Annotated in this window: 20 protein-coding genes and 2 tRNA genes; 10 read left to right on the top strand and 12 right to left on the bottom strand. The window is 67.2% G+C overall.

Annotated elements, in window-relative coordinates; all coding sequences use genetic code 11:
• Nucleotides 1-20: 20 nt before the first annotated feature.
• From DI605_RS02165 to DI605_RS02135, 7 genes are all read right to left on the bottom strand, one after another.
• Entirely contained in the window at nucleotides 21-1,913 is a 1,893-nt protein-coding gene (locus DI605_RS02165) for an HAD family hydrolase (protein ID WP_293968499.1), read from the bottom strand.
• 2 nt (nucleotides 1,914-1,915) lie between these two features.
• Nucleotides 1,916-2,161 (bottom strand): acyl carrier protein, encoded by a 246-nt coding sequence (locus DI605_RS02160; RefSeq protein ID WP_293968497.1) that lies wholly within the window; start codon nucleotides 2,159-2,161, stop codon nucleotides 1,916-1,918.
• A gap of 75 nt (nucleotides 2,162-2,236) precedes the next feature.
• Nucleotides 2,237-3,619 (bottom strand): SGNH/GDSL hydrolase family protein, encoded by a 1,383-nt coding sequence (locus DI605_RS02155; RefSeq protein WP_293968495.1) that lies wholly within the window; start codon nucleotides 3,617-3,619, stop codon nucleotides 2,237-2,239.
• 108 nt (nucleotides 3,620-3,727) lie between these two features.
• The gene (locus tag DI605_RS02150; protein WP_293968494.1) at nucleotides 3,728-6,028 is read right to left on the bottom strand and encodes a molybdopterin cofactor-binding domain-containing protein; all 2,301 of its coding nucleotides are present in this window, start codon (nucleotides 6,026-6,028) and stop codon (nucleotides 3,728-3,730) included.
• Complete coding sequence (locus DI605_RS02145) at nucleotides 6,025-6,513, bottom strand: (2Fe-2S)-binding protein (protein WP_293968884.1); 489 nt, start codon at nucleotides 6,511-6,513, stop codon at nucleotides 6,025-6,027. Before DI605_RS02145 ends, DI605_RS02150 begins: the two co-directional genes overlap by 4 nt.
• A gap of 10 nt (nucleotides 6,514-6,523) precedes the next feature.
• Nucleotides 6,524-7,816, bottom strand: a complete 1,293-nt coding sequence (locus DI605_RS02140) for a c-type cytochrome (protein ID WP_293968492.1) — start codon at nucleotides 7,814-7,816, stop codon at nucleotides 6,524-6,526.
• A 228-nt stretch (nucleotides 7,817-8,044) separates the two neighbouring features.
• Nucleotides 8,045-8,130, bottom strand: a tRNA-Tyr gene (locus tag DI605_RS02135).
• Nucleotides 8,131-8,276: 146 nt separating this feature from the next.
• Here DI605_RS02135 and DI605_RS02130 point away from each other — a divergent pair.
• Nucleotides 8,277-8,350, top strand: a tRNA-Gly gene (locus DI605_RS02130).
• 46 nt (nucleotides 8,351-8,396) lie between these two features.
• On the opposite strand, the gene DI605_RS02125 is transcribed toward DI605_RS02130, so the two are convergent.
• Together DI605_RS02125 and DI605_RS02120 are read right to left on the bottom strand one after the other, a co-directional pair.
• Nucleotides 8,397-9,773, bottom strand: coding sequence for a glutamate--cysteine ligase (locus DI605_RS02125; protein WP_293968490.1), 1,377 nt, complete (start codon nucleotides 9,771-9,773; stop codon nucleotides 8,397-8,399).
• 42 nt (nucleotides 9,774-9,815) lie between these two features.
• On the bottom strand, nucleotides 9,816-10,553 hold the full coding sequence (locus tag DI605_RS02120; RefSeq protein WP_293968488.1) for a 16S rRNA (uracil(1498)-N(3))-methyltransferase: 738 nt from the start codon (nucleotides 10,551-10,553) through the stop codon (nucleotides 9,816-9,818).
• Between the two features lie 38 nt (nucleotides 10,554-10,591).
• On the opposite strand from DI605_RS02120, the gene ubiA reads away from it, so the two are divergent.
• Nucleotides 10,592-11,497 carry a 4-hydroxybenzoate octaprenyltransferase gene (gene ubiA, locus DI605_RS02115; protein WP_293968486.1) on the top strand — a complete coding sequence of 302 codons (906 nt, stop codon included), beginning with the start codon at nucleotides 10,592-10,594 and terminating at the stop codon, nucleotides 11,495-11,497.
• Between the two features lie 3 nt (nucleotides 11,498-11,500).
• On the opposite strand, the gene DI605_RS02110 is transcribed toward ubiA, so the two are convergent.
• Nucleotides 11,501-12,067 carry an NAD(P)H-dependent oxidoreductase gene (locus tag DI605_RS02110; RefSeq protein WP_293968483.1) on the bottom strand — a complete coding sequence of 189 codons (567 nt, stop codon included), beginning with the start codon at nucleotides 12,065-12,067 and terminating at the stop codon, nucleotides 11,501-11,503.
• Nucleotides 12,068-12,171: 104 nt separating this feature from the next.
• Between DI605_RS02110 and DI605_RS02105 the strand changes: the two genes are divergently transcribed.
• The 5 genes from DI605_RS02105 (at nucleotide 12,172) to DI605_RS02085 (ending at nucleotide 15,725) form a co-directional block, all read left to right on the top strand.
• Complete coding sequence (locus DI605_RS02105) at nucleotides 12,172-12,582, top strand: winged helix-turn-helix transcriptional regulator (protein ID WP_367120019.1); 411 nt, start codon at nucleotides 12,172-12,174, stop codon at nucleotides 12,580-12,582.
• A gap of 43 nt (nucleotides 12,583-12,625) precedes the next feature.
• Nucleotides 12,626-13,966: a metallopeptidase TldD-related protein gene (locus DI605_RS02100; RefSeq protein WP_293968481.1), complete on the top strand. Its 1,341-nt coding sequence runs from the start codon at nucleotides 12,626-12,628 to the stop codon at nucleotides 13,964-13,966.
• A complete protein-coding gene (locus DI605_RS02095; RefSeq protein WP_293968479.1) occupies nucleotides 13,953-14,744 on the top strand; it encodes an inositol monophosphatase family protein in 792 nt (263 codons plus the stop codon). The genes DI605_RS02100 and DI605_RS02095 overlap by 14 nt, the downstream gene beginning before the upstream one ends.
• A complete protein-coding gene (locus DI605_RS02090; RefSeq protein ID WP_293968477.1) occupies nucleotides 14,744-15,259 on the top strand; it encodes a hypothetical protein in 516 nt (171 codons plus the stop codon). Before DI605_RS02095 ends, DI605_RS02090 begins: the two co-directional genes overlap by 1 nt.
• 94 nt (nucleotides 15,260-15,353) lie before the next feature.
• Complete coding sequence (locus tag DI605_RS02085) at nucleotides 15,354-15,725, top strand: hypothetical protein (protein ID WP_293968475.1); 372 nt, start codon at nucleotides 15,354-15,356, stop codon at nucleotides 15,723-15,725.
• A gap of 64 nt (nucleotides 15,726-15,789) precedes the next feature.
• On the opposite strand, the gene DI605_RS02080 is transcribed toward DI605_RS02085, so the two are convergent.
• Nucleotides 15,790-16,224, bottom strand: coding sequence for a CoA-binding protein (locus tag DI605_RS02080; protein WP_293968473.1), 435 nt, complete (start codon nucleotides 16,222-16,224; stop codon nucleotides 15,790-15,792).
• Between the two features lie 114 nt (nucleotides 16,225-16,338).
• On the bottom strand, nucleotides 16,339-17,343 hold the full coding sequence (locus DI605_RS02075; RefSeq protein WP_293968471.1) for an Mrp/NBP35 family ATP-binding protein: 1,005 nt from the start codon (nucleotides 17,341-17,343) through the stop codon (nucleotides 16,339-16,341).
• Between the two features lie 71 nt (nucleotides 17,344-17,414).
• Between DI605_RS02075 and hflK the strand changes: the two genes are divergently transcribed.
• From hflK to DI605_RS02060, 3 genes are all read left to right on the top strand, one after another.
• Nucleotides 17,415-18,476 carry an FtsH protease activity modulator HflK gene (hflK, locus tag DI605_RS02070; protein WP_293968469.1) on the top strand — a complete coding sequence of 354 codons (1,062 nt, stop codon included), beginning with the start codon at nucleotides 17,415-17,417 and terminating at the stop codon, nucleotides 18,474-18,476.
• A 44-nt stretch (nucleotides 18,477-18,520) separates the two neighbouring features.
• Nucleotides 18,521-19,339, top strand: coding sequence for a protease modulator HflC (gene hflC / locus DI605_RS02065; protein WP_293968880.1), 819 nt, complete (start codon nucleotides 18,521-18,523; stop codon nucleotides 19,337-19,339).
• A gap of 239 nt (nucleotides 19,340-19,578) precedes the next feature.
• On the top strand, nucleotides 19,579-21,129 hold the full coding sequence (locus DI605_RS02060) for a Do family serine endopeptidase (RefSeq protein WP_293968467.1): 1,551 nt from the start codon (nucleotides 19,579-19,581) through the stop codon (nucleotides 21,127-21,129).
• Nucleotides 21,130-21,136: the final 7 nt, after the last annotated feature.

Raw genomic sequence — 21,136 nt, 5'->3', positions numbered from 1 at the left:
CCCGGTGTGAAACGCGATGCTCATCCGCGCGTGATGGCCATCGGCAGATCTGGCGCGGCATAGGCGTCCAGCGGCAATTCCCAGAAAGTCGTTCCATCCGGATCGGATCCGGCGGCCGAAAAGCCGAGCTTGTCGAAATGGCGTTCGACCAGCCCGTTCTTGGCGGTGGGAATATAGCGGCCGGTGAGCCGCTTCGCCCCGGCGGCGCGGGCAGCTTCGGCGATGATCGCCAGGGCCGCTTCCTCCACCCGCCGGCCGAGCACCCGGCAGCTCATCAGCCACGTGTCGCAATCCCACGCCTCGGCGCCCTTGTCGAAGATGATGACCGAGATCATCCCATTGTCGCCGAACTTGTCGACCAGCCGCAGCTGGAGCGTGAACCTTTCGGGATCCGCCTCGGCCGCGCCGATATCATTCTCGCCATAGCGGCGCGTGGTGAGATTGAACTGGTTGGATTTGTTGACGAGCTGGCTGATGCGCGCCCGGTTCTGGAGATCGAAGCCGCGCGCATCGAGCTGCATCTCCAGCGAGGCGAGATAGTCGGCGATGTTGGTCACGGCGGCCATGGCCGAGCGACGTTCGCTGTTCGCGCGATACATTTCGGCGCGCTTCAGATCCTCGTCCGCGAAGGACACCGCCTCGAAATAGCCGGCGCGCGCGAGCAGGCCCGGATAGAGCGAGGGGTCCGCACCCACTTCCGGCACCGCGACTTCGGGAAGCTCGCGGCGGACGATCGCGCGTTCGGCGGGATTGTCGTCGAGGAAGACGAGCGCGTCCGTGCCGATGTTCAGCGTGGCCGCGATATCGCGCAGATTGGTGGCCTTGTCGGTCCAGTTGGCGACGAAGGCGGCGATATGCTCCTCACGCAGCAGCATGTCGGCATGTTCGCGGAACGGGAGGCGGGCATTGGCATCCTCGTTCTTGGAGCAGACGGCGAGGATCACGCCGCGGCGCCGGAGATCGAAGGCCAGCGTCTGGATGGCGAGGAACGCCTCGCCCGCCGCATTGCCCTGGCCGAGCTTGATCCCCTCGACGCCATCATCGCCGATGATCCCGCCCCACAACGTATTGTCGAGATCGAGGACAAGGCATTTGCGCGCCTTGCCCTTGGCGGCGCCCAGCACCCGGCACACATGATCGGCGTAGAGTGGAGCGACTTCGAGCGCGAAGGGCATCTTGGCGCTGTGCCAGCCGCGCGGATCATGCCAGCGGTCGAGCCCGTGGGATGCCGCGGCGAAGGCGATATCGATCAGCAGATCGCCGCCTTCCACCACCTCTTCCGCCAGCGCGCGGTTGAATGCCTCGATCATCGCGCGGGGCGATCCGGGCACACGCGCGTCATAGCCGCCGAACAGGGGATCGGCGGGCAGGGGGAGCGTCTGAAGGACGGCGACGGCGCCGATCGAATCGCGGATCCCGTCGCGCAACATACGCACCTGCCCGATCGCGGCCTTCACCGTTTCGGCGGCGCCATCGGCATCGAGGCGCGGGGTCGCAAGATTGAGCATCTGGGGATCGAGCGACAGCAGCACCATGTCCGGCCTGGCCAGGGCCACCGTGGAGGAGGGATCGAGCACGGACTGGACGACCTGGCCATAATCGGCGCGCACGAGGCGCAGCAGCAGGCCGTGACGCACGCCCGTGCCGACGAGCGCCATCGCTGCATAATCCAGAGTGTGCGATCCGATCAGGCCGAGCGTGAGCGGCGTGAGCGCGCCCTTCGGCACGCGATCCGCGATCTTGCCCATCAGCCGGCCGAAGCGATCGAGCTGATCCACGTCCAGCGCCGTGTTCGCGATCGTGCGCAATGCCACGGGATCGATCGCCTCATCCGCCCCGATCGCGCGCACCCGCGCGCGGAAATCCTCGGCGGGGGGAAGCAGCCAGGGCAGGATATCGATCGCTCCGGACATGATCAGCCGCTCGTCTTGGCGGTGACGGCGGCGACCAGCTCGCCCAGATTCTTGAACTGTTCGATCTCGCCGGCGGCGAAGCGGATGCCGAAGGCGCGCTCCACGGCGACCATGAAGCGGATGTGGCTGAGCGAATCCCACTCATCAATGTCGCCGGCCGTCAGGCTGTCGGCATAGGTCAGGTCTTCCTCGTCGAAGATATCTTCCATCAGCGGCACGAGCCGGTCGATCACTTCGTCACGCGTCATCGTATCTGTCTCCGGCCGGTTGAGTCGGCATTGCCTGTCGCAGCCTCTCTCGACAATCAATGCCAAAGGAAGCGTTTACGCTGCGTCATCCAGCGGAGGGCGATATATCCGGATCGCGCGGATCCGCCGCTCCGCATCGGGGGAGACGCGGATATTCACCTTGTGTGGCCCCTGGCGGATGCCGGTCGCGATCAGGTGCCGCTGCTCCACCGTGCCGGCCGTCAGCGGCACGGCCGGCTGATCGCGGCAGACGAAGGCGCGCCGCCATTCGACCTTGAAGCCTTCCGGCACGCCGCGATGCGCATGCGCCACGGATTCGGCCAGCGTCCAATCCTCCTTGGAGATCCTCACCCGTCCGGATGGGGAGACGAAATCGGAATCGCTGCTGCCGGCGCCGTCCGGCCCGCGCGCGGCGCTCGTCAACGCGAAACGGAAATGGGCCTGGCTCGGATCGAAATGCGTGAGCGTGAGCGTGAAGCGATCGGCCTGGTGATCGGCCGGGTCGATCGTCACCTGACGAAGCGCCGGCCACGGCCGAACCTCGGGCAGGGCGGTGGTCCGGCTCGTCTGCCAGCAGCCGTCCAGATCCTGCGGGCGCTTTCCGTCGATCGTCGCCGTCACTTTTCCGTCGAGCGGGCCGGAGGCGATGATCTCGATCCGGTTTCCGGTCATGTCGAATGTCCGGCTGGTGGCCGGCAGATCGGTGACGGCGGTCGAGCGCTGGCCGTTCCACGAGGCGACGGCGCGATCGAACCAGCGGCCGAACAGCAGCGCCATGACACTCCAGCCGCGCGCATTGGGATGGGGCGAATCCGCGATCAGGGCGGCGGCGGGGAGGCCGGTCTTTCCGAGATAGGCGATCCATTCGTCCCGGCGCGGCTCGACCGCGAAGCCATATTTCGCGGCAAGGCCCGGGATGACGGACCAGGACATGTGCGATTCCCAGTCGGTCGCGCGATACCAGAGCCGTCCCTTGCAGCCCGGGCGCGAGGCGAGGCTCAGGTGCAGGCCCTCGTCGCACAGCGGCCCGAGATCGGTGGACAGATGATCGGTCTGGACGATCAGATCGGCGGGGGTCGTTGCGCGGATCGTGCGGATGATCCGCTCATAATCGCGATGATCGCCATAGACATGGAAGACGATCAGATCCGGATAGAAGGCGGTCACGTCACGTTCGACCGTGCGCTTCAGTGTCTGCGCCGCGAAGCCGCCGATCGCGAGATTGCGGACGACGAAGCGCACGTTCGGATAAGTCTGCGTGAGGTGCGCGACCGCCTGCGCCGTCCATTTGGGCGTGCTGATCGACTGGCCGTAGAAAAGAAGGCGGACGACATGCGGCTCGGTCGACGTCGCGGTGCGGATCAGCCCGAGCGAGCGGGCGAGCGCCTCGGCGGGGGGCGGGGGCGTCGGCGCCCGCGATGGCGCGCATGTCGTCAGGGCGGCGCCAAGGAGCAACAAGGCCGAGAAACGACCGGCTCGATTTCCCCAATATCCCGCCACGCCGCGACGATGATGTCAAAATCGGCCGAAGACAAGCATTCGCTGTGCCTCCGCTTGCGCCGCGCCTCAGCCGGCCAGCGCGGCGCGGACGGCTTCGGGCGTGATCGGCAGGTGCCGCAGGCGCGCGCCCACCGCCGCGAAGATCGCATTGCCGATCGCGGGCGCCACCACCGTGACGGCCGGTTCGCCGAGACCGACCGGGACTTCGGTGCTCTCGATGAAGCCGATGTCCAGATCCGGCACATCGGCGATGCGGAGCGGCATATAGGTATCGAGATTGACGTCCCTGACCATGCCGTTCGCGAATTGCGTGCCCTCGTGCAGGGCCATGCTGAGGCCCCACAAGGCGGCACCCTGCGTCTGGGCGAGCGCGCCATCCGGATCGACGATCGTGCCCGCGTCCGTCACCAGCGTCAGCTTCTCGACGGTCACCACGCCCGATGCGCGATCCACGCGCACCCGGGCGGCGCAGGCCACCCAGGTCGGCATATCGCGTTCCTGTCCGAAGCTGGTGGCCAGGCCCAGCCCCGTATCGGCCGGAAGCCTGCCGCCCCAGCCGGCTTTCCGGGCGGCCTCCCGCACCACGCCCGCCTGACGCAGGGCGCCGCCCACGGCATTGGGTGCGCTGCCCGCGTTGCGGCCCTTGCCGTTCAGCAGCTTGAGACGGAACGCGAGCGGATCGACCCCGGCGTGATGCGCGGCTTCATCGATGAAGCTTTCCACCGCCCAGTTGGTCCAGCCCGGCCCCACCGAGCGCAGCCAGCCGGGCCGGAACACCTGATTGGCGAGATCATTGGAAATCGCGCGCACCCGCTGCTGCCCGACATCATACCAATGATCCGCGCCCGCAATCGCGAAGGGATCATATTTGCCGTTCTTGCCGGGGGCGAGGAAGCCCGAGGCCATCACCTGCGTGGGCCAGCCGGCGCAGGCATCGTGCGTCATGCCCATCACGCCGCCGGCCTTGTCGAAGGCCATGCGCAGGCGCTGGACGGAGGGCGAGCGCACCGAATCGAAGCGCGTATCATCCTCTCGCGTGAGCACCAGCTTGACCGGGCGCCCGAGCGCGCGCGCGGCGAGCGCCGCCGGCACCGTATAATCGCCGTTCAGCCGCCGTCCGAACCCGCCGCCCAGCATATAGGAGCGCAGGATGATCTTCGCCTCCGGCAGGTTCAGCGCCTTGGAAAGCGTGGGCAGGATCAGCGACTGCCACTGATTGCCGGTATGGATCTCCATCACGCCATCATGCTCGATCGCCAGCGCGTTCACCGGCTCCAGCTGGAAGTGCAGCACGGTGGAGGTGGTATAGTCCTGCTCGATGCTGCTCGCGGCCGTGCGGAAGGCCGTCGCGGTGTCGCCGGGGCCGACATCCAGATCGACCCCGCCATCGGCCTTGCCGATCAGCGCGCGGGCATGATCCTGAATATCCTGCTCGGAAGCGGTCGCGCCGTCCCCGCCTGCCCATTCCACCTTCACCAGATCGGTGGCCTTGATGGCGGCGTAATAGCTTTCGGCGACCACCAGAACCCAGCCGGGCACGGTTTCCGAAGGATCGTCCAGCGCGATGCTCTTCAGATAGCCCTTCACCTTGCGCGCGGCGCTGTCGTCGATCGATACGACCTTGGCACCGTTGCGCGTGGGCGGCAGCTTGGGCCGGGCATAGACCATGCCGGGCAAGGTCGCGTCGATGCCGTAGCGCGCGGTTCCATCCGTCTTGGTCGCGATATCGAGCGCCTTGACCGGCCGGCCGATCAGGCTGCGCTGCGATGCCGGCTTGATCGGCAATCTGGCGAGCTCGTCTTCGCTGAAGTGGCGCAGCGTGCCGCCGCGGCGCGCAATCTCCCCATAGGACAGCGAGCGACCACCGGCGACGACCTTGCCCGCTCTGGCGGCGCAGGCGGAAGGCGACACGCCCATCAGTCTCGCGCCCGCCTCGATCAGGGCGATACGACCCGCCGCGCCCGCCCGGCTGAACAGAGGGAAGGTCTGCCAAACCGACCAGCTGCCGCCGGTGACCATCAGGCCCCATTTCGGATCGCTGTCGACATGGACGATCCGAACCTTGTCCCAATCCGCCTCCAGTTCGTCGGCGAGGATGCGGGCCAGGGCCGTGCCGACATGCTGGCCCATCTCCGCGCGGACGATGTTGACCGTCACGATCCCTTCGGCATCGATCCCGAACCACAGGCTGGGATCGAGCAACGGCGGAGCGCCGGGAGATACGCCGCCGCCCGGAACCGCCGGATCCATCGCCGCATCCGCCAGCCGCGCGAAGCCGAAGGCGAGGCCCGCCCCGGCCGCCGCGACCAGAAAGCCGCGCCGGCTGAGCGGATGGCTCATCCCATCGTGGGAGATCATGCGGCTCATACGCCGACCTTCTCCTCGATCGCCGGGCCGCCCGCCATTTCAGCGGCGGCCTGGCGCACGGCGGCGCGGATCCGCACATAGGTCATGCAGCGGCACAGATTGCCCGTCATCACCGCATCGATATCCGCATCCGAGGGGGTCGGAAAATCCTTCAGCATCGCGGCGGCCTGCATGATCTGGCCCGACTGGCAATAACCGCATTGCGGCACCTGAAGCGCGCGCCACGCCTTCTGGACCGGATGCCGGGATGCCGGATCCAGCCCCTCGATCGTCGTCACGTCCGCCCCTGCGACAGCCGAGACCGGCGTGATGCACGATCGCGTCGCACGGCCGCCGACATGCACGGTGCAGGCGCCGCACATGCCGATCCCGCAGCCGAACTTCGTTCCGGTCAGCCCTATTTCGTCGCGGATCACCCAGAGCAGGGGGGTGTTGTCCTCGACGTCGAGCTTCACCGCCTTGCCGTTGATCGTGAAGCCGGTCATCGCCATCGTCTCATTCCCCTTGCTCCGCCTGGGCACGGATGGCCGCCACCTTCTTTTCCAGGTCTGGCCAGGGCGCCTTGCCGGTCCGCGTCGCGCGCAGCCAGGCCGCGATCCGCGCCACATCGGCATCGCTGAAGCGCGAGAAAGCCGGCATCACCACGCCGGGGGCGCCGTCCTTCGCGTCGATGCCATGAAGGACAACCTGGATAAGGTTGGTCGGATCATCGAGCGTGAGCGCGTTGTTGAGCGCGAGTTCGGGCCGCAGAGGATTGACCGTGTCGGCGCCATTATAGTGGCAGGATGCGCAGGCCGCGGCATAGAGGCGCGCCGCCGGATCATAGGTGAGGCCCGTGCCCGTCTTCCCGGCCGCCAAAGCCTTGGCAACGGCGGGCGCCGGATCGAGCGCCTTGCCGGCAGTGCCGTTCAGTTCGCCAAAATAGGTGGCGATCGCGTCGAGATCGGAGGGAGGCAGCTGCGCCAGCCCGTGCACCACCGGAGCCATCGGGCCGGCGGCCGTGCCGTGATATCGGCTGACCCCCGTACCGAGATAGGTGGTCAATTCGGCCTTGTTCCAGGGCACGGGCGCGGCATTCGTCCGGTCGAGCGCGGGCGCGACCCAATTGTCGATCGCCGCGCCGGCAAATGGCTTGTCCCGTTTCTCCGCGCCCAGCGGATTGCGCGGCGTGTGGCACGCGCCGCAATGGCTGATCCCCTCCGCCAGATAGGCGCCGCGATTCCACGCCGCGCCCTTCGCGGGATCGGGCTGGAATGGCCCGGGATGGAAGAAAAGCAGCTTCCACCCCGCCTGCAGCGCCCGGATGTTGAGCGGGAACGGAACGGTATTGGCGCGCGCCGGGGCCTTTACGGCCGGCTGCGTCATCAGGAAGGCATAGAGTGCGGCGATGTCGCCATCGGTCAGCTTGTTGAAATGATCGAAGGGGAAGGCGGGAAACAGGTGGCTGCCGTCCCGCGCGACGCCTTCACGCATCGCGCGCCGGAAGGCCGCCTCGGACCAGTCGCCGATGCCCGTCTCGACGTCCGGCGTGATATTGGTGGAATAGATGGTGCCGAACTGGGTGGCCATCGCATAGCCGCCGGCAAAAGGCTGGCCACCCCGCGCGGTATGGCAGGTGGAGCAATAGCCGGCCGCCGCGAGAATGGCGCCCTGCTGCACCAGTTGGGGAGAAAAGCTGGCCGGCGCAGGCCGTTCGACGGGCGCGATGGCGGAACGCCACGCCAATATCCCGAAGCCTGCAAGGCCGAGGAGGATCACGGCGGCGAGGACCGTGAGGATGCGCTTCATATCGAAAGCATTTCCGGCATGAGCATTTCATAACACTCCATATAGTCGGATGCTATCGCTGCGGTGCCACGCCGCGACGGTGTCCGTCGCGCGCACGAAGGCCGCCGGCCGCAGACTGCGGCGATCGGTTTCGATTACGGTAAGGCAATTTTCGCGCGGGCATGGCCAGCACATCCCATCGCGGGCGAACCGAGGCGGCGGAAGCCGGCTATTGGTATTGGGAGTATTTGGTGGACAGGGCTGGATTCGAACCAGCGTACGCTTGCACGGGCAGATTTACAGTCTGCTGCCTTTAACCACTCGGCCACCTGTCCAGAGGCGTCCCGCAAAGGAGGCGGCTCATTGGCGAAGCCCGTGCGGGCCGTCAACCCCACTTGGCCTCCGTCGGCGAAACAGTTGCCCGATGCGACAAGGTCCGTTGACGAAGGCGGCGTCCCGGTGGCAGGGAGCGCCGCAGCGCGCGGGTATAGCTCAATGGTAGAGCGGTAGCCTTCCAAGCTTCATACGCGGGTTCGATTCCCGCTACCCGCTCCATCCTCCTTGGCGCTACGCCCTGATCCGCAGCCGCGCGGTCCAGACCCTAGAAGCTCATTTCCTCGTAGATGCGCGAGAGATCGCCCGCCCATTCGCCCTCGTAGAGATCGAGCAGGCGCCGTGCGGGCTCCTTGCCGGAGGCGATGATCTCGCGGAGCGGATCGAGGAAGCCGGTTTCATTGTCGCCGGATGCGTTCAGGCGATTGCGCGCGGCCAGCCCGGCATGGGCGATATCGAGGATACGCCTTCCCAGTTCCTGGAAGGTGCGGCCGCGCGGGCCCTGCGTGGCGAGGCCGAGGCGCGGCACCTGCTCGCGAATGCGATTATGATCCTCGATCGTCCAGTGCTTGACCTCGTCCCACGCCGCATCCAGCGCCTGATCGTCATAGAGCAGGCCCACCCAGAAGGCAGGAAGCGCGCAGATCTTGCCCCACGGGCCGCCATCGGCGCCGCGCATCTCGAGGAAGCTCTTGAGGCGCACTTCGGGGAAGGCGGTGGAAAGGTGATCCTTCCAGTCCTCGATGCGCGGGCGTTCGCCGGGCAGCACAGAGAGCCTGCCGTCGAGAAAATCGCGGAAGGAGAGGCCGGCCGCGTCAATGTAGCCGCCATCGCGGAAGACGAAGTACATGGGCACGTCGAGCATGTAATCGGCGTAACGCTCGTAGCCGAAGCCATCCTCGAACACGAAGGGCAACATGCCCGTGCGGTGCGGATCGGTGTCCGTCCAGATGTGGCTGCGATAGGAAAGGAAACCGTTGGGCTTGCCTTCCTTGAAGGGCGAATTGGCAAAGAGCGCAGTGGCGAGCGGCTGCAGCGCAAGGCTGACGCGGAACTTCTTCACCATGTCCGCCTCGCTCGCATAATCGAGATTGGTCTGGATGGTGCAGGTGCGCAGCATCATATCGAGGCCGAGATTGCCGACACGCGGCATATGGCGCAGCATGATGCCGTAGCGGCCCTTGGGCATGATCGGCAGTTCGGCGCGCGTCTTGTCCGGCCAGAAGCCCAGGCCGAGGAAGCCGATACCGAGCTTCTTGCCAATCTCCTTGACCTGGGCGAGATGCCGGCCGGTTTCGGCGCAGGTCTGGTGCAGATTGTCGAGCGGCGCGCCGGAGAGTTCGAACTGGCCGGCCGGCTCCAGGCTGATCGCGCCGTCCGGGCCGGAAAGGGCGATGATGTTCTCGCCCTCGTAGACCGGCTCCCAGCCGAATTTCGTCATGCCGATCAGCAGCGCGTGGATGCCGCCCTTTTCCTCATAGGAGGGCGCGCGATGGCTGCCGTCATTCCAGTACACGAATTTCTCGTGCTCGGTGCCGATGCGCCAGTCGGGCTTCGGCTTCTCGCCCTTGGCGAACACGCCGATCAGATCGGCGCGCCCTTCGATGAGAGGATCATGGCCGGTGCCAGCGGAGCGCGTCGTCATGAGCGGCGCGATAGCTTGGGCCGAAGGCTTGCGCCAGCGGGATCAGCGCCAGTCGCCGAAGAGCGCCATCCATGCCGCCAGTGCCGCCGCCGCCGCCGTTTCCGCGCGCAGGATGCGGGGGCCGAGCGAAACGGGCGTGGCGGCGGGATGGGCGCGGATCCGGGCGCGCTCTTCGCCAGCGAAGCCGCCCTCCGGGCCAATCAGGATGGCGGCCGGCCCGGGCGTGACGGTCGCGATCGGCGCACCGCCCGATTCGTCCGCGAACAGCAGCGCGCGATCGGTGGGCCAGCCATCGAGCAGCGATGGCAGCTTCACCTGATCGGAGAGCGTGGGCAGCGCCGTGCGATCGCATTGCTCGGCCGCCTCGATCATGTGGGCGCGCAGCCGCTCGGGATTCGGCTTGTCCACGATCGAGCGCTGGGTGAGGACGGGCTGGAGGCGCGCCACGCCCAGTTCGGTCGCCTTTTCGACGAGATAGTGAAGTCGATCCTTCTTGAGGGGCGCGAAGAGCAGCCAGATGTCGGGCACCGCCTCACGCTCGCGGAGCTTGTCGGTGATCCTGAGGGTGATCGCGCGCTTGCCGCTTTCCGCGACTTCGGCGAGCCATTCCCCGGTGCGATCGTCGAACAGGCGGACGGGATCGTTGCCCTTCAGCCGCATGACATTGGCGAGATAATTGGCCTGCGCGCCATCGAGCGCGACGATATCGCCTCCGGCCAGCGGGCGATCGAGGAACAGGCGCGGTGTGCTGGCCGGTGGCCAGGCGGGTGTGGCGGGCATATTGCCGTCTGTAGCTTTGCCGGCCATGGGCGAGAAGCATGGAGACGATCGTTCCCGACAGCGAGGGCCGCGGGCTGCTCGCCCGCCTGCCCGGAAGGGTGCGAGATTTGGTTCAGCTGGCGCGGCTGGATCGGCCGATCGGCGCGTGGCTGCTTTTCTGGCCGGGTGCATGGGCGATCGCACTGGCGGGCCGGGCTATCGCGCGCTGGGATCTGATCCTGTGGTTCGGGCTCGGCGCGGTGGCGATGCGTGGTGCGGGCTGCGTCTATAACGACATCGTCGATCGCGATCTGGACCGGCGCGTGGCGCGCACGGCCGCTCGCCCGCTGGCGAGCGGGCGGCTCTCGCTGAAAATGGCGTGGGGCTGGCTGCTGACGCTTTCGCTGGTGGGCCTGATCGTGCTGCTGCAACTGGAGCGGACCGCGCAGATCATGGCGCTGGCGAGCATCGCGCCGGTGGCGGCCTATCCCTTCATGAAGCGGATCACCTGGTGGCCGCAGGCATGGCTGGGGATCGTCTTTTCCTGGGCGGCGCTGGTCGGCTGGCCGGCGGTGACGGGCACGGTTTCCGCGCCGGCGCTGTGGCTCTATGCCGGATCGATCCTGTGGGTGATCGGCTATGATACGATCTATGCCCTGCAGGATATCGAGGATGATGCACTGGCGGGTGTGAAGAGCTCGGCGCGCGCGCTGGGCGATCATGCCCGGGGTGGCGTGGCGGGGTTCTATCTCGGCGCGACGCTGCTTTGGGGAATCGCCTTGTGGCAGGTGCGGCCCGAACCGCTGGCACTGGCCGGGCTGCTGCCCATGGCGGCGCATCTGCTGTGGCAGGTGGCCGGGCTTCGCAGGGAAGACCCGGCCGATGCGCTGGCCCGCTTTCGATCGAATCGCTTTGCGGGCCTGCTGATGTTCCTCGCCTGCTTCGTTGTCGGAACGGCCACCTGAAATTCAGGCGGCCAGGGACGAAACCGTGCCGAGAGCCTGTTCGATCGAGGCGGACCGCGCATCGGCGCCGAGCGCGATGCCATCCGCCGCGATGAATTCCGGCGTGATTCCGATGAAGCCGAACACGCCGCGCAGATAGGTTTCCAGATGTTCGAGGCTCTCCGCCGGCGTGCCGGGGCCGTAATGGCCGCCGCGAGAAATGGCCACGATCACGCGCTTGCCGCCGGCCAGGCCCGCCGGGCCGGTTTCGGTATAGTGGAAGGTCTCGCCCGCCACGAGGATTCGATCGATCCAGGCCTTGAGCTGGCTGGGGAGCGTGAAATTGTACATCGGCGCGCCGATCACGACGATATCGGACGCGAGGAATTGCGCGAGATCGGCGCGGGCATCCGGATTGGCGGCGGGCAGGCTCGCCAGCGTGAGGTGCGGGATCGGATCGGCGGCGAGATCGCGCGACACGATTTCGATCGATGGATCGGACTTGCGGATCTGCTCCACGATCGAGGCGGTGATCTGGCGGCTGACCGAGCCTTCGCCGAGAATGCTCGAATCGAGATGAAGCAGTTTCATGAGCGGCCTTCCTGGTATAAAATCGTAACCAGGGATCGATATGTGACCGGGCGTGATGCCCGCAAGGAGGCACAATTTTGTCACCCGCTAACATGGATGTGACCTTGGATTGCGAGCATCAGCAGGTCTGGGGCCGCCCGATGGGCGCCCCGCTCGAGCATAATGTGGCCGGCTGCGCCAAGGTCGCGCCGATCCTTCAGCGCATCGGCGACAAATGGAGCATCCTGATCGTGGCGATGCTGAGCGGCGGGCCGCGCCGCTTCAATGAGCTGAAACGCGCGATCGGTGGCATTTCGCAGCGGATGCTGACGCTCAGCCTGCGCGGGCTGGAGCGTGACGGGCTGGTCACCCGGACGGTGACACCCACCATTCCGCCGCGCGTGGATTATGCGCTCACGCCATTGGGCCAATCGCTGGAGGGGCCCGTTTCGGCGATCAGCAATTGGGCGAGCGCGCATCATGGCGCGATCGAGGAAGCGCGCCGCCGTTTCGATGCGGCGAGGGACGATGCGTGAGCTGCGTCTTTCGTTCGGCGGCGGAGGTGCCTAAGGGCTTCGCATGACTTCCGCCACCGAAGACCGTGTCGCCGCCCTTGTCGAGGCCGCGCGTCGCGCCGGCGCCGATGCCGCCGATGCCGTTTACTATCGCAGCGAGAGCACGCAGGTGCAGGTGCGGCTGGGGCTGCTGGAGGATGTGCAACGATCGGACGGGGAAGAGATCGGCCTGCGTGTGTTCGTGGGCCAGCGATCCGCGAGCGTCTCCTCTTCGAGCCTGTCCGACGACGCGATCGCGGCGCTGGTGGAGCGCGCGGTGGCGATGGCGCGCGAGGCGCCCGAGGATCCCTTTACCGGGCTTGCGCCGCCCGAGCTGCTGTTGAGCGGCGTCGCGCCGGAGATCGACGGCGACGATGGCGACGATCCCGCCCCCGATCGGCTGCGCGCCCTGGCGCTGGCGGCCGAGGAAGCGGCCCGTGGCGTGGCCGGCGTGACCAACAGCGAGGGCGCGGGCGCCAGCGCGGGGCGCACGAGCATGGCGCTGGCGACGAGCACCGGCTTCGCGCGGGGCTTTTCCTCGACGGGCTATGGCCTGTCCGCCAGCGTGATCGGCGGCGAGGGCGCTGCCATGCAGCGGGACTATGGCTATCATTCGTCGCGCCATCTGGCCGATCTGGAAGCGCCGGAGCAGATCGGGCGCCGCGCGGGCGAACGCACGGTGGCACGCCTCAATCCGGGCAAGCTCGCTTCGGGCGCGATGCCGGTCATATTCGATCCGCGCGTGGGATCGAGCCTGATCGGCCATCTGGCGGGCGCGGTGACGGGCTCCGCCATCGCACGCAAGACGAGCTTCCTGCTGGGCAAGCTGGGCGAGCAGGTTTTCGCGCGCGGGCTTCACCTGCGTGACGATCCACACCGGCCGCGCGGCCTGCGCAGTCGTGCGTTCGATGGCGAGGGCCTGCCGACGCGCGCGATCGACCTGATCGACGACGGCGTGTTGACGACCTGGCTGCTGGACAGCGCTTCGGCCCGCCAGCTCGGCATGGCGCCCACCGGCCACGCCACGCGCGGCGGCGCAGGAGCGCCGGGTGCGGGCACGAGCAATCTCTATCTGGACAGGGGTGAGGTGTCGGTCGACGAGCTGATCGCCGACATCAAGCTCGGCCTGTTCGTGACCGAACTGATCGGCCAGGGCGTCAACATGGTGACGGGCGACTATAGCCGGGGCGCATCGGGCTTCGCGATCCGCGACGGCAAGCTGGCCGAGCCGGTCGCCGAGATGACGGTGGCGGGCAATCTCGCCGACATGTTCCTGAACATGAGCGTGGCCGACGACCTCGTCTTCCGCCGGGCGCACGACGTGCCGACCATCCGCATCGACGGGATGACCGTTGCCGGCGCCTGACGCCGATCTGATCGCCGCGATCGCGGATGCCGCCCGGGAGGCGGGTGCGCTCGCGGCACGACGCGCGACGGATTCCTATCGGCAGTGGGACAAGGTGCCCGGACATCCGGTGTGCGAAATCGATCTGGAGGTGGATGCGCTGCTGTTCGAGCGGCTGGGCGCGATCGATCCGGACGCCGCCTGGCTTTCCGAAGAGACCGCCGACAGCCCCGAGCGGCTGGGGGCCGCCCGCATCTGGGTGGTCGATCCGATCGACGGGACGCGTGATTATCTGCGCGGGCGGCCCGGTTGGGCGGTTTCCGTCGCGCTCGTCGAAGGCGGGCGGCCGATCGTGGGCGTGCTGGAGGCCCCGGCGCGGGGAGAGACGTGGATCGCGGCCGCCGGAAAAGGCGCGACGCTGAACGGCGAGCCGCTGACGGCGAGCACATGCGCGCAGCTTCCCGGCGCGCGCGTGCCGGCCGATACTCTGCCGAGGGTGGACGAGGATCTGTTGTCGGTGGAGCGGCCCAACTCGATCGCGCTCCGGATCGCGATGGTGGCGAGCGATCAGGCGGACCTTTGTGCCAGCCTGCGCTGGGGTGGCGAGTGGGATATCGCCGCCGCCGCGCTGATCGCGGAGGAGGCGGGCGCCGCCGTGACTGATCCGCTCGGCCGGCCGATCCGTTTCAACAAGCCTGTGCCGGAGGTGTTCGGTATCCTTGCCAGCGGGCGGGCCTTGCATCCCGCCGCGCTGGAGCGGCTCGCCGAGCGCGCGCATGCGGCCGATGTGAAGCGCTGATGCTGCAAGGCAGGCTGGCGCCGCGCGGCGACATGCTGCGCATCGCCCTGATCCATGCCGTCTATGGCGCGGGCTGGGCGATCGTCTCGATCATGGCGAGTGGCGGCGTATCGGTGGCGCCCGCGATCGCATTCCTGATCCTCGCCATCGGGCTCGCCATGATCGCGGTGCGGCGGTTGCGCGCGAGAGCGGTCGCTCCCGAGCCGCTGGATCCCCTGGCTGCCCGCTGGGTGAGGCGGATCCACGTCGTGACCGCGGTGGCGGCGCTGCTTTACGGCTGGCAGTTGAGCGGTGCGGGCCAGGAAGCGCGCGCCGTCGCTGCCGTGCTGGTGCTGCTGGGCGCGCATTTCGTGCCGATGTGGCTGGTGCTTCGCCGATCCTCGCTGCTGGCAATGGGAATGGCGTTGATCGTGATCGGCGTGCTCGTGTGGTGTGCGCCGGCGATGGCGGCGACGGGCGCCTTCTTCGCGGCGCTGATTTTCTCCGGAAATGCGGTTCGCCTGCTGCTGCGCTGAATGGGGGCGGCGCTGTGAAGAAGTTGTTGACCTTATCGTGCCATTAGGCCCGGACCGGCCTGAAAGGATGCCGGATCGGGCAGGGCGGCAAGGCATGGTTGAGGTGGTGGAGATCAGCATCGCGGACGAAGGCTCGATCGTGCGGGTCGACGGTGCCGGCAGCTGGCGGCTCGACTATCTCGACGGGCATTTCGAGCGGCTTGAACACATGCTGCTCGCCATTCGCAGGGCGAGACGGCGGGTTCGTGTCCTGGTCGATCTGCGCCAGGCGGTCGTCCAGTCCGCCGCCGTGGCCGAGCGCATCCAATATTGGACGGATCGGCTTTACGAGGCGGAGGATCGGGTCGCGATCGTCGTCGCGTCCAGCCTCCTCAAGAGCCAGATGCGCCGTGTCGCCGCGATCACCCAGCGGGAATTCTTCCTGTCCGAATCGGCCGGCCGCACATGGCTGATGGCGAACGATTGAGCCTGATCCCAATCCCAATCGCAATCCTTCCGCTTCCCGGCCGCCGCGAAGAGGACCCCGGGGTCTAGCGATCTGCGACTTTCGGTACGTTCAGGCGGGGAAGCTCGATGGCCGGGCAGCGATCCATCACGACCCTGAGCCCGGCAGCTTCGGCGCGCGCGGCGGCTTCCGCATTGATGACGCCAAGTTGCATCCACACGGATTTCGCTCCGGCCGCGATGGCGGCGTCCACCGCCTCTCCCGCGGCCGCCGGGCGGCGGAAGACATCGACCATGTCGATCGGCTCACCAATCTGATCGAGATCGCGCCAGACATATTCGCCATGGACGTGCTCGCCGGTGATCTGCGGGTTTACGGGCAGGATGCGATAGCCCCAGTCCTGCAGCACGCGCATCACGCCCCAACTGGGGCGATCGGGCCGATCCGACGCGCCGATCACCGCGATGGTGCGGGTTTCGGCGAGAAGTGCGGCGATATCGGCATCGGCGGTGAGCGGCATCGGATTCAGTTCCTTTCAAGCCTCTCCCTTCGTTTCGGGCACTCTGGCCGCGTGGCGATGGAGAACGGCTTTTTGACGGGCCCGGCACCAACGGTTTTGGGGCGGAGGTATCGACTAGAACACCGGTGAGGGCGAAGGGTTCAGCCACGCATCGAGCCTTTCGGCGATCGCGCGGAAGGGGGCGGCATCGGCATCGTCGCCTGCGGCGGGAGGCGTGCCCGCGTCGGACGCGCTCCGGATGCCGCGCGCCAGTGGAATACGGCCGAGGAAGGGCAGGCCGAGCGCCTGCGCTTCCGCCTCGGCACCGCCCTGGCCGAAAGGATCGGAGATCTCTCCGCAATGAGGGCAGGCATAGCCTGCCATATTCTCGACAAGGCCGATCACGGGAATGTCGGCCTTGAAGAAGAGATCGATCGCGCGCGTGGCATCGATCAGCGCCAGATCCTGCGGCGTCGACACGATGATCGCGCCGACAGGGCGATGCTTCTGGATCATCGTCAACTGCACGTCTCCCGTGCCGGGGGGGAGATCCAGGATCAGCAATTCGGTATCGCCCCAATGCGCATCGACAAGCTGGCTGAGCGCGCCGGCCGCCATTGGTCCACGCCAGGCGATCGCCTTCCCCGGCTCGATCAGCTGGCCCATCGACAGGATCGGAACGCCCCAGCGCGTGGGCACCGGGAACATGATCTTGTCCTTCGCGTCCGGCCGGTCATGCGCATCGAAGAGGCGGGGCTGCGAGGGGCCATAAATGTCGGCATCGACGAGGCCGACCTTGCGGCCCATCCGCGCCAGGGCGACGGCGACATTGGCGGCGACGGTGGACTTGCCCACGCCGCCCTTGCCGCTGGCGATCGCCACGATGCGGCGCGCGGGCCTGTCGGCGGTGAGCAGCACGCGCGCCTCCGTGACGCCCGGCACCGCGAGCAGCGCGGCACGCGCGGCCGATTCCAGTGCGGCGCGATCGCCTGCCGCAAGGCCCGCCACATCCACGATCGCATCGGCCCGGCTGCCTTCGAGGCGCGCGGCGGAGGCGCGGCCGGAGGTAACGAGGCCCTTGCCGGTTACGGGATCGGGCACGGTATCGAGGGCGGAAAGGAGGGGGTCGCGATCGCTCATCGGGGCCGGTTAGGAGCATTCGCCCGCCCAAGCACTGTTTTTCCGCAAGCCCGGCACCTATAAGGCTCTTCATGGATGCAAGCGGGCAGGCCGGCGTAACCGGTGCGGTGTTGAACGAAGGCGGCCCCTGGGGCGGCGGTTCCGGCGGAGACGGCGGGAGCGGTGGAGGCGGCGGACCGCCGCGCACCCCGTGGTCCGGTGGAGGCAAGCAGCCCTCGGGCAAGCCAGGCCCTTCCGCACTGGATGCGCTCGTCCGGCGCGGGCGGGCACGTTTCGGCGGCGGCGGCGGTGGACTCCCGCAGCTTCCCGGCGGATCGATCTGGCTGTGGGGCGTGCTCGGCATCCTCCTCCTCTGGGTCGCGCTGACCAGCGCGCACACGATCGGCCCGCAGCAGCGCGGCGTGATCACGCGTTTCGGCAAATATGTGGGCATGCTGCAGCCGGGCCTGGGCTTCTCCATGCCCGCGCCGATCGAAATCGTTCGCAAGATCGACGTCGACAATATCCACGTGATCGACATCGAGAGCGGCGCCGATGGCGCGAACGGCCAGAATCTGATGCTGACCGGCGACGAGAACATGATCGATCTCGCTTATTCAGTGCGCTGGAATATCCGCGATCCCGAACTCTACATGTTCGAGCTGGCCGATCCCGATGGCACGATCCGCGAAGTGGCGGAAAGCGCGATGCGCGAGCAGATTTCGAACGTGACGCTGAATGCCGCGATCGGCCCGCAGCGCGCGATCATCGAACAGCGCGTGGCACAGCGGATGCAGGAACTGCTGGATGAATATCGCGCCGGTGTCGCCGTGCAGGGCGTGGCGATCAAGCAGGCGGATCCGCCGGGCGAAGTGATGGACGCGTTCAAGGAAGTGTCCGCCGCGCAGCAGCAGGCGCAATCCTATCTGAACCAGGCGCGCGCTTATGCCACCCAGAAGACGGCGCAGGCGCAGGGCGAGGCCGCGGCATTCGATTCGGTCTACCAGCAATATAAGCTGGCTCCGGAGGTGACGCGCCGCCGCATGTATTACGAGACGATGGAGAAGGTGCTGGCCAAGACCGACAAGACGATCCTCGAGGCTTCGGGTGTGACCCCCTATCTGCCGCTTCCGCCGAAGGGAGCGGGCAAGTGAGCTTCGTGGACGCCATCCGTCGCAGCCCGCTTTTCTGGGCGGGCCTGCTTCTCGTGCTGTTCGGCTTTCTGGCGAGCATCTTCATCGTGGTGCCGGAGACCAAGCAGGCGTTGATCCTGCGCTTCGGCCTGCCGAAGCGGATCGCCAACGGCTATGATCCGAAAGAGGAATTCGGCCGGACGGGCGCGGGCATCGTCAGCCGCATTCCCTTCATGGAATCGGTCGTCTGGGTCGACAAGCGCGTGCTGGATTTCGACATGCAGCGGCAGGCCGTGCTTTCGACCGATCAGCTGCGGCTGGAAGTGGACGCCTTCGCCCGTTACCGGATCGTCGATCCGGTGCGGATGTTCGTTTCCGCCGGCAGCGAGCGGCGCGTGGGCGAGGCGCTGAAGCCCATCCTGGGCTCGGCGTTGCGCAACGAACTGGGCAAGCGGCCCTTCAAGGATCTGCTGAGCCCCGAGCGCGGCGAGATGATGGAGGACATACGCTCCGCCGTCGCCCGCGTGGCGCGCCAATATGGCGCCGAGATCGTTGACGTGCGGATCAAGCGCGCCGATCTGCCCGATGGCGCGCCGCTGGAGAGCGCCTTCAACCGGATGCGCACCGCGCGCCAGCAGGAGGCCAAGTCGATCGAGGCCGGCGCGCGGCGCGAGGCGCAGATCATCATGGGCGAGGCCGATGCGAGCGCGGCCCGCACCTATGCCGAAGCCTATGGCAAGGATCCGGCCTTCTACGATTTCTACCGCGCGATGCAGAGCTATCGCACCACCTTCGGCACGGATGACGATCAGCCGCGTGGGGGCAGCCAGATCATCCTTTCGCCGGACAGCGAATATCTGCGCCAGTTCAAGGGCGGGAAATGACGAGGCGGGCTTCGGTATAGCCGAACCCAGCCTCGCCGGCCGGCCGCGATCCTGACTTCCGGTGGTCCCGTTGTCGGGGACGCCGGACAAGGCGGGCGCCTCGCCGGGCGGGCCGAGATTCGGGAAATACGGATCCTTCGCCGTTCAAAATAGGTTCAGGGCAAAAGCAACAGTCTCTCACCGTCGCCCGACGCTCCAGTTTCACGGCCGGGCGTATATTTCCCAGGAGGATTGCCCAAGTGCGATACGCCTATGCCATCACCGCCGCCATGCTTCTCGGCGGTGCGGCTGCCACCGTGACCCTGCAGCAGCCGGTTGGCGCGCAGGTAGCGCAGAATGCCCCCTCGCAGATGGCCGCTGTCGCCCCGCGCGGCGCGCCGATGAGCTTCGCCGATCTTGCCGCCAAGCTTCAGCCGGCGGTGGTGAACATCTCCACCACCCAGAAGGTGCAGGTTCGCCAGCAGCAGAATCCGTTCGCCGGGACGCCATTCGACGATTTCTTCCGTCGCTTTGGTGGTCAGGGTGGTCAGGGTGGCCAAGGCAACCAGCCGCAGACGCGCGAGGCTGTGTCGCTCGGCTCCGGCTTCATCATTTCGGAAGACGGCTACATCGTCACCAACAACCATGTCGTCTCCGGCGTGCCGACGGAGCAGGGCAAGGTTACGGTCTCGTCGATCAAGGTGACGCTGACCGATCGCAAGGAATATACGGCGCGTATCGTGGCGAAGGATCCGACCTCGGATCTCGCGGTGCTGAAGATCGACGCGAAGGGACTGCCCTTCGTGCAGTTCGGCGATTCCACCAAGGCGCGCGTCGGCGACTGGGTGGTCGCGATCGGCAACCCCTTCGCGCTGGGCGGTACCGTGACGGCGGGCATCGTCTCGGCGATCCACCGCAGCATAGGTGCCGGCCCCTATGATCGCTACATCCAGACGGACGCGGCGATCAACCAGGGCAATTCGGGTGGCCCGATGTTCGACCTCAACGGCAACGTGATCGGCATCAACACCGCCATCTATTCGCCGACCGGTGGCAATGTGGGCATCGGCTTTGCGATTCCGGCCGAGCAGGCCAAACCCGTCATCCTGCAACTGATGAAGGGCGAGGCGCCCAAGCGCGGCTATTTCGGCGTCGTCATCCAGCCGATGACCGACGATATCGCCGCCGGCCTCGGCCTGCCTAAGGACGTGGGCGAGATCGTTGCGCGCGTCGAGCCCGGACAGCCGGCCGCGCGCGCGGGCATCCAGCAGGGCGACGTGATCGTGAAGGTGAACGGCACCGACGTGACGCCGGACAACACGCTCTCCTTCATCGTCGCCGGGCTGCCTGTCGGAAGCCGCGTGCCGGTGGATTATATCCGCGGCGGCAAGAAGATGACGACCACCGCCGTCGTCAGCCAGCGCCCGCCCGAAGACCAGCTCGCCAGCGCCGACGGCGATGACGATGATGACGGTCCTCTCGGCAATGGCCAGGAGACGCCCTCCATCAAGAATGCGCTGGGCGTGACGCTGCAGGCGATGAGCCCCGGCATAGCGCGCCAGCTGGGCGTGCCGGACACGACGGGGGGTGTGGTTATTACCTCGGTTGATCCTTCCAGCGACGCGGCGAGCAAGGGTCTCCAGCCCAAGGATATCATCGTCGCGGTGGGTCAGCGCCGCGTGACCACCGTTGCGGAAGCGGCGGGCGCCGTGGAGGCTGCGCAGAAGTCCGGCCTCAAGACGGTGCTGCTGCTCGTGCAGCGGGGCAACCGACCGGCGCGATATCTGGGGGTCGATCTGGCGGGCAAATAGGCCCGCC

It is taken from the genome of Sphingomonas sp. (genome assembly GCF_003248515.1).
Lineage (GTDB): Bacteria > Pseudomonadota > Alphaproteobacteria > Sphingomonadales > Sphingomonadaceae > Sphingomonas_I.
This window is presented reverse-complemented; position numbering and strand designations above follow the sequence as displayed.

Excerpts from the sequence above, each read along its gene's own strand:
- DI605_RS02145 (WP_293968884.1), bottom strand. The coding sequence starts at position 6,513 with ATGACCGGCTTCACGATCAACGGCAAGGCGGTGAAGCTCGACGTCGAG.
- DI605_RS02160 (WP_293968497.1), bottom strand. The coding sequence starts at position 2,161 with ATGACGCGTGACGAAGTGATCGACCGGCTCGTGCCGCTGATGGAAGAT.
- DI605_RS02075 (WP_293968471.1), bottom strand. The coding sequence starts at position 17,343 with ATGAGCGATCGCGACCCCCTCCTTTCCGCCCTCGATACCGTGCCCGAT.
- DI605_RS02120 (WP_293968488.1), bottom strand. The coding sequence starts at position 10,553 with ATGCCCGCCACACCCGCCTGGCCACCGGCCAGCACACCGCGCCTGTTC.
- DI605_RS02125 (WP_293968490.1), bottom strand. The coding sequence starts at position 9,773 with ATGACGACGCGCTCCGCTGGCACCGGCCATGATCCTCTCATCGAAGGG.
- DI605_RS02150 (WP_293968494.1), bottom strand. The coding sequence starts at position 6,028 with ATGAGCCGCATGATCTCCCACGATGGGATGAGCCATCCGCTCAGCCGG.
- DI605_RS02165 (WP_293968499.1), bottom strand. The coding sequence starts at position 1,913 with ATGTCCGGAGCGATCGATATCCTGCCCTGGCTGCTTCCCCCCGCCGAG.
- DI605_RS02080 (WP_293968473.1), bottom strand. The coding sequence starts at position 16,224 with ATGCCGCTCACCGCCGATGCCGATATCGCCGCACTTCTCGCCGAAACC.
- ubiA (WP_293968486.1), top strand. The coding sequence starts at position 10,592 with ATGGAGACGATCGTTCCCGACAGCGAGGGCCGCGGGCTGCTCGCCCGC.
- DI605_RS02085 (WP_293968475.1), top strand. The coding sequence starts at position 15,354 with ATGGTTGAGGTGGTGGAGATCAGCATCGCGGACGAAGGCTCGATCGTG.
- DI605_RS02110 (WP_293968483.1), bottom strand. The coding sequence starts at position 12,067 with ATGAAACTGCTTCATCTCGATTCGAGCATTCTCGGCGAAGGCTCGGTC.
- DI605_RS02140 (WP_293968492.1), bottom strand. The coding sequence starts at position 7,816 with ATGAAGCGCATCCTCACGGTCCTCGCCGCCGTGATCCTCCTCGGCCTT.
- hflK (WP_293968469.1), top strand. The coding sequence starts at position 17,415 with ATGGATGCAAGCGGGCAGGCCGGCGTAACCGGTGCGGTGTTGAACGAA.
- DI605_RS02090 (WP_293968477.1), top strand. The coding sequence starts at position 14,744 with ATGCTGCAAGGCAGGCTGGCGCCGCGCGGCGACATGCTGCGCATCGCC.
- DI605_RS02100 (WP_293968481.1), top strand. The coding sequence starts at position 12,626 with ATGACTTCCGCCACCGAAGACCGTGTCGCCGCCCTTGTCGAGGCCGCG.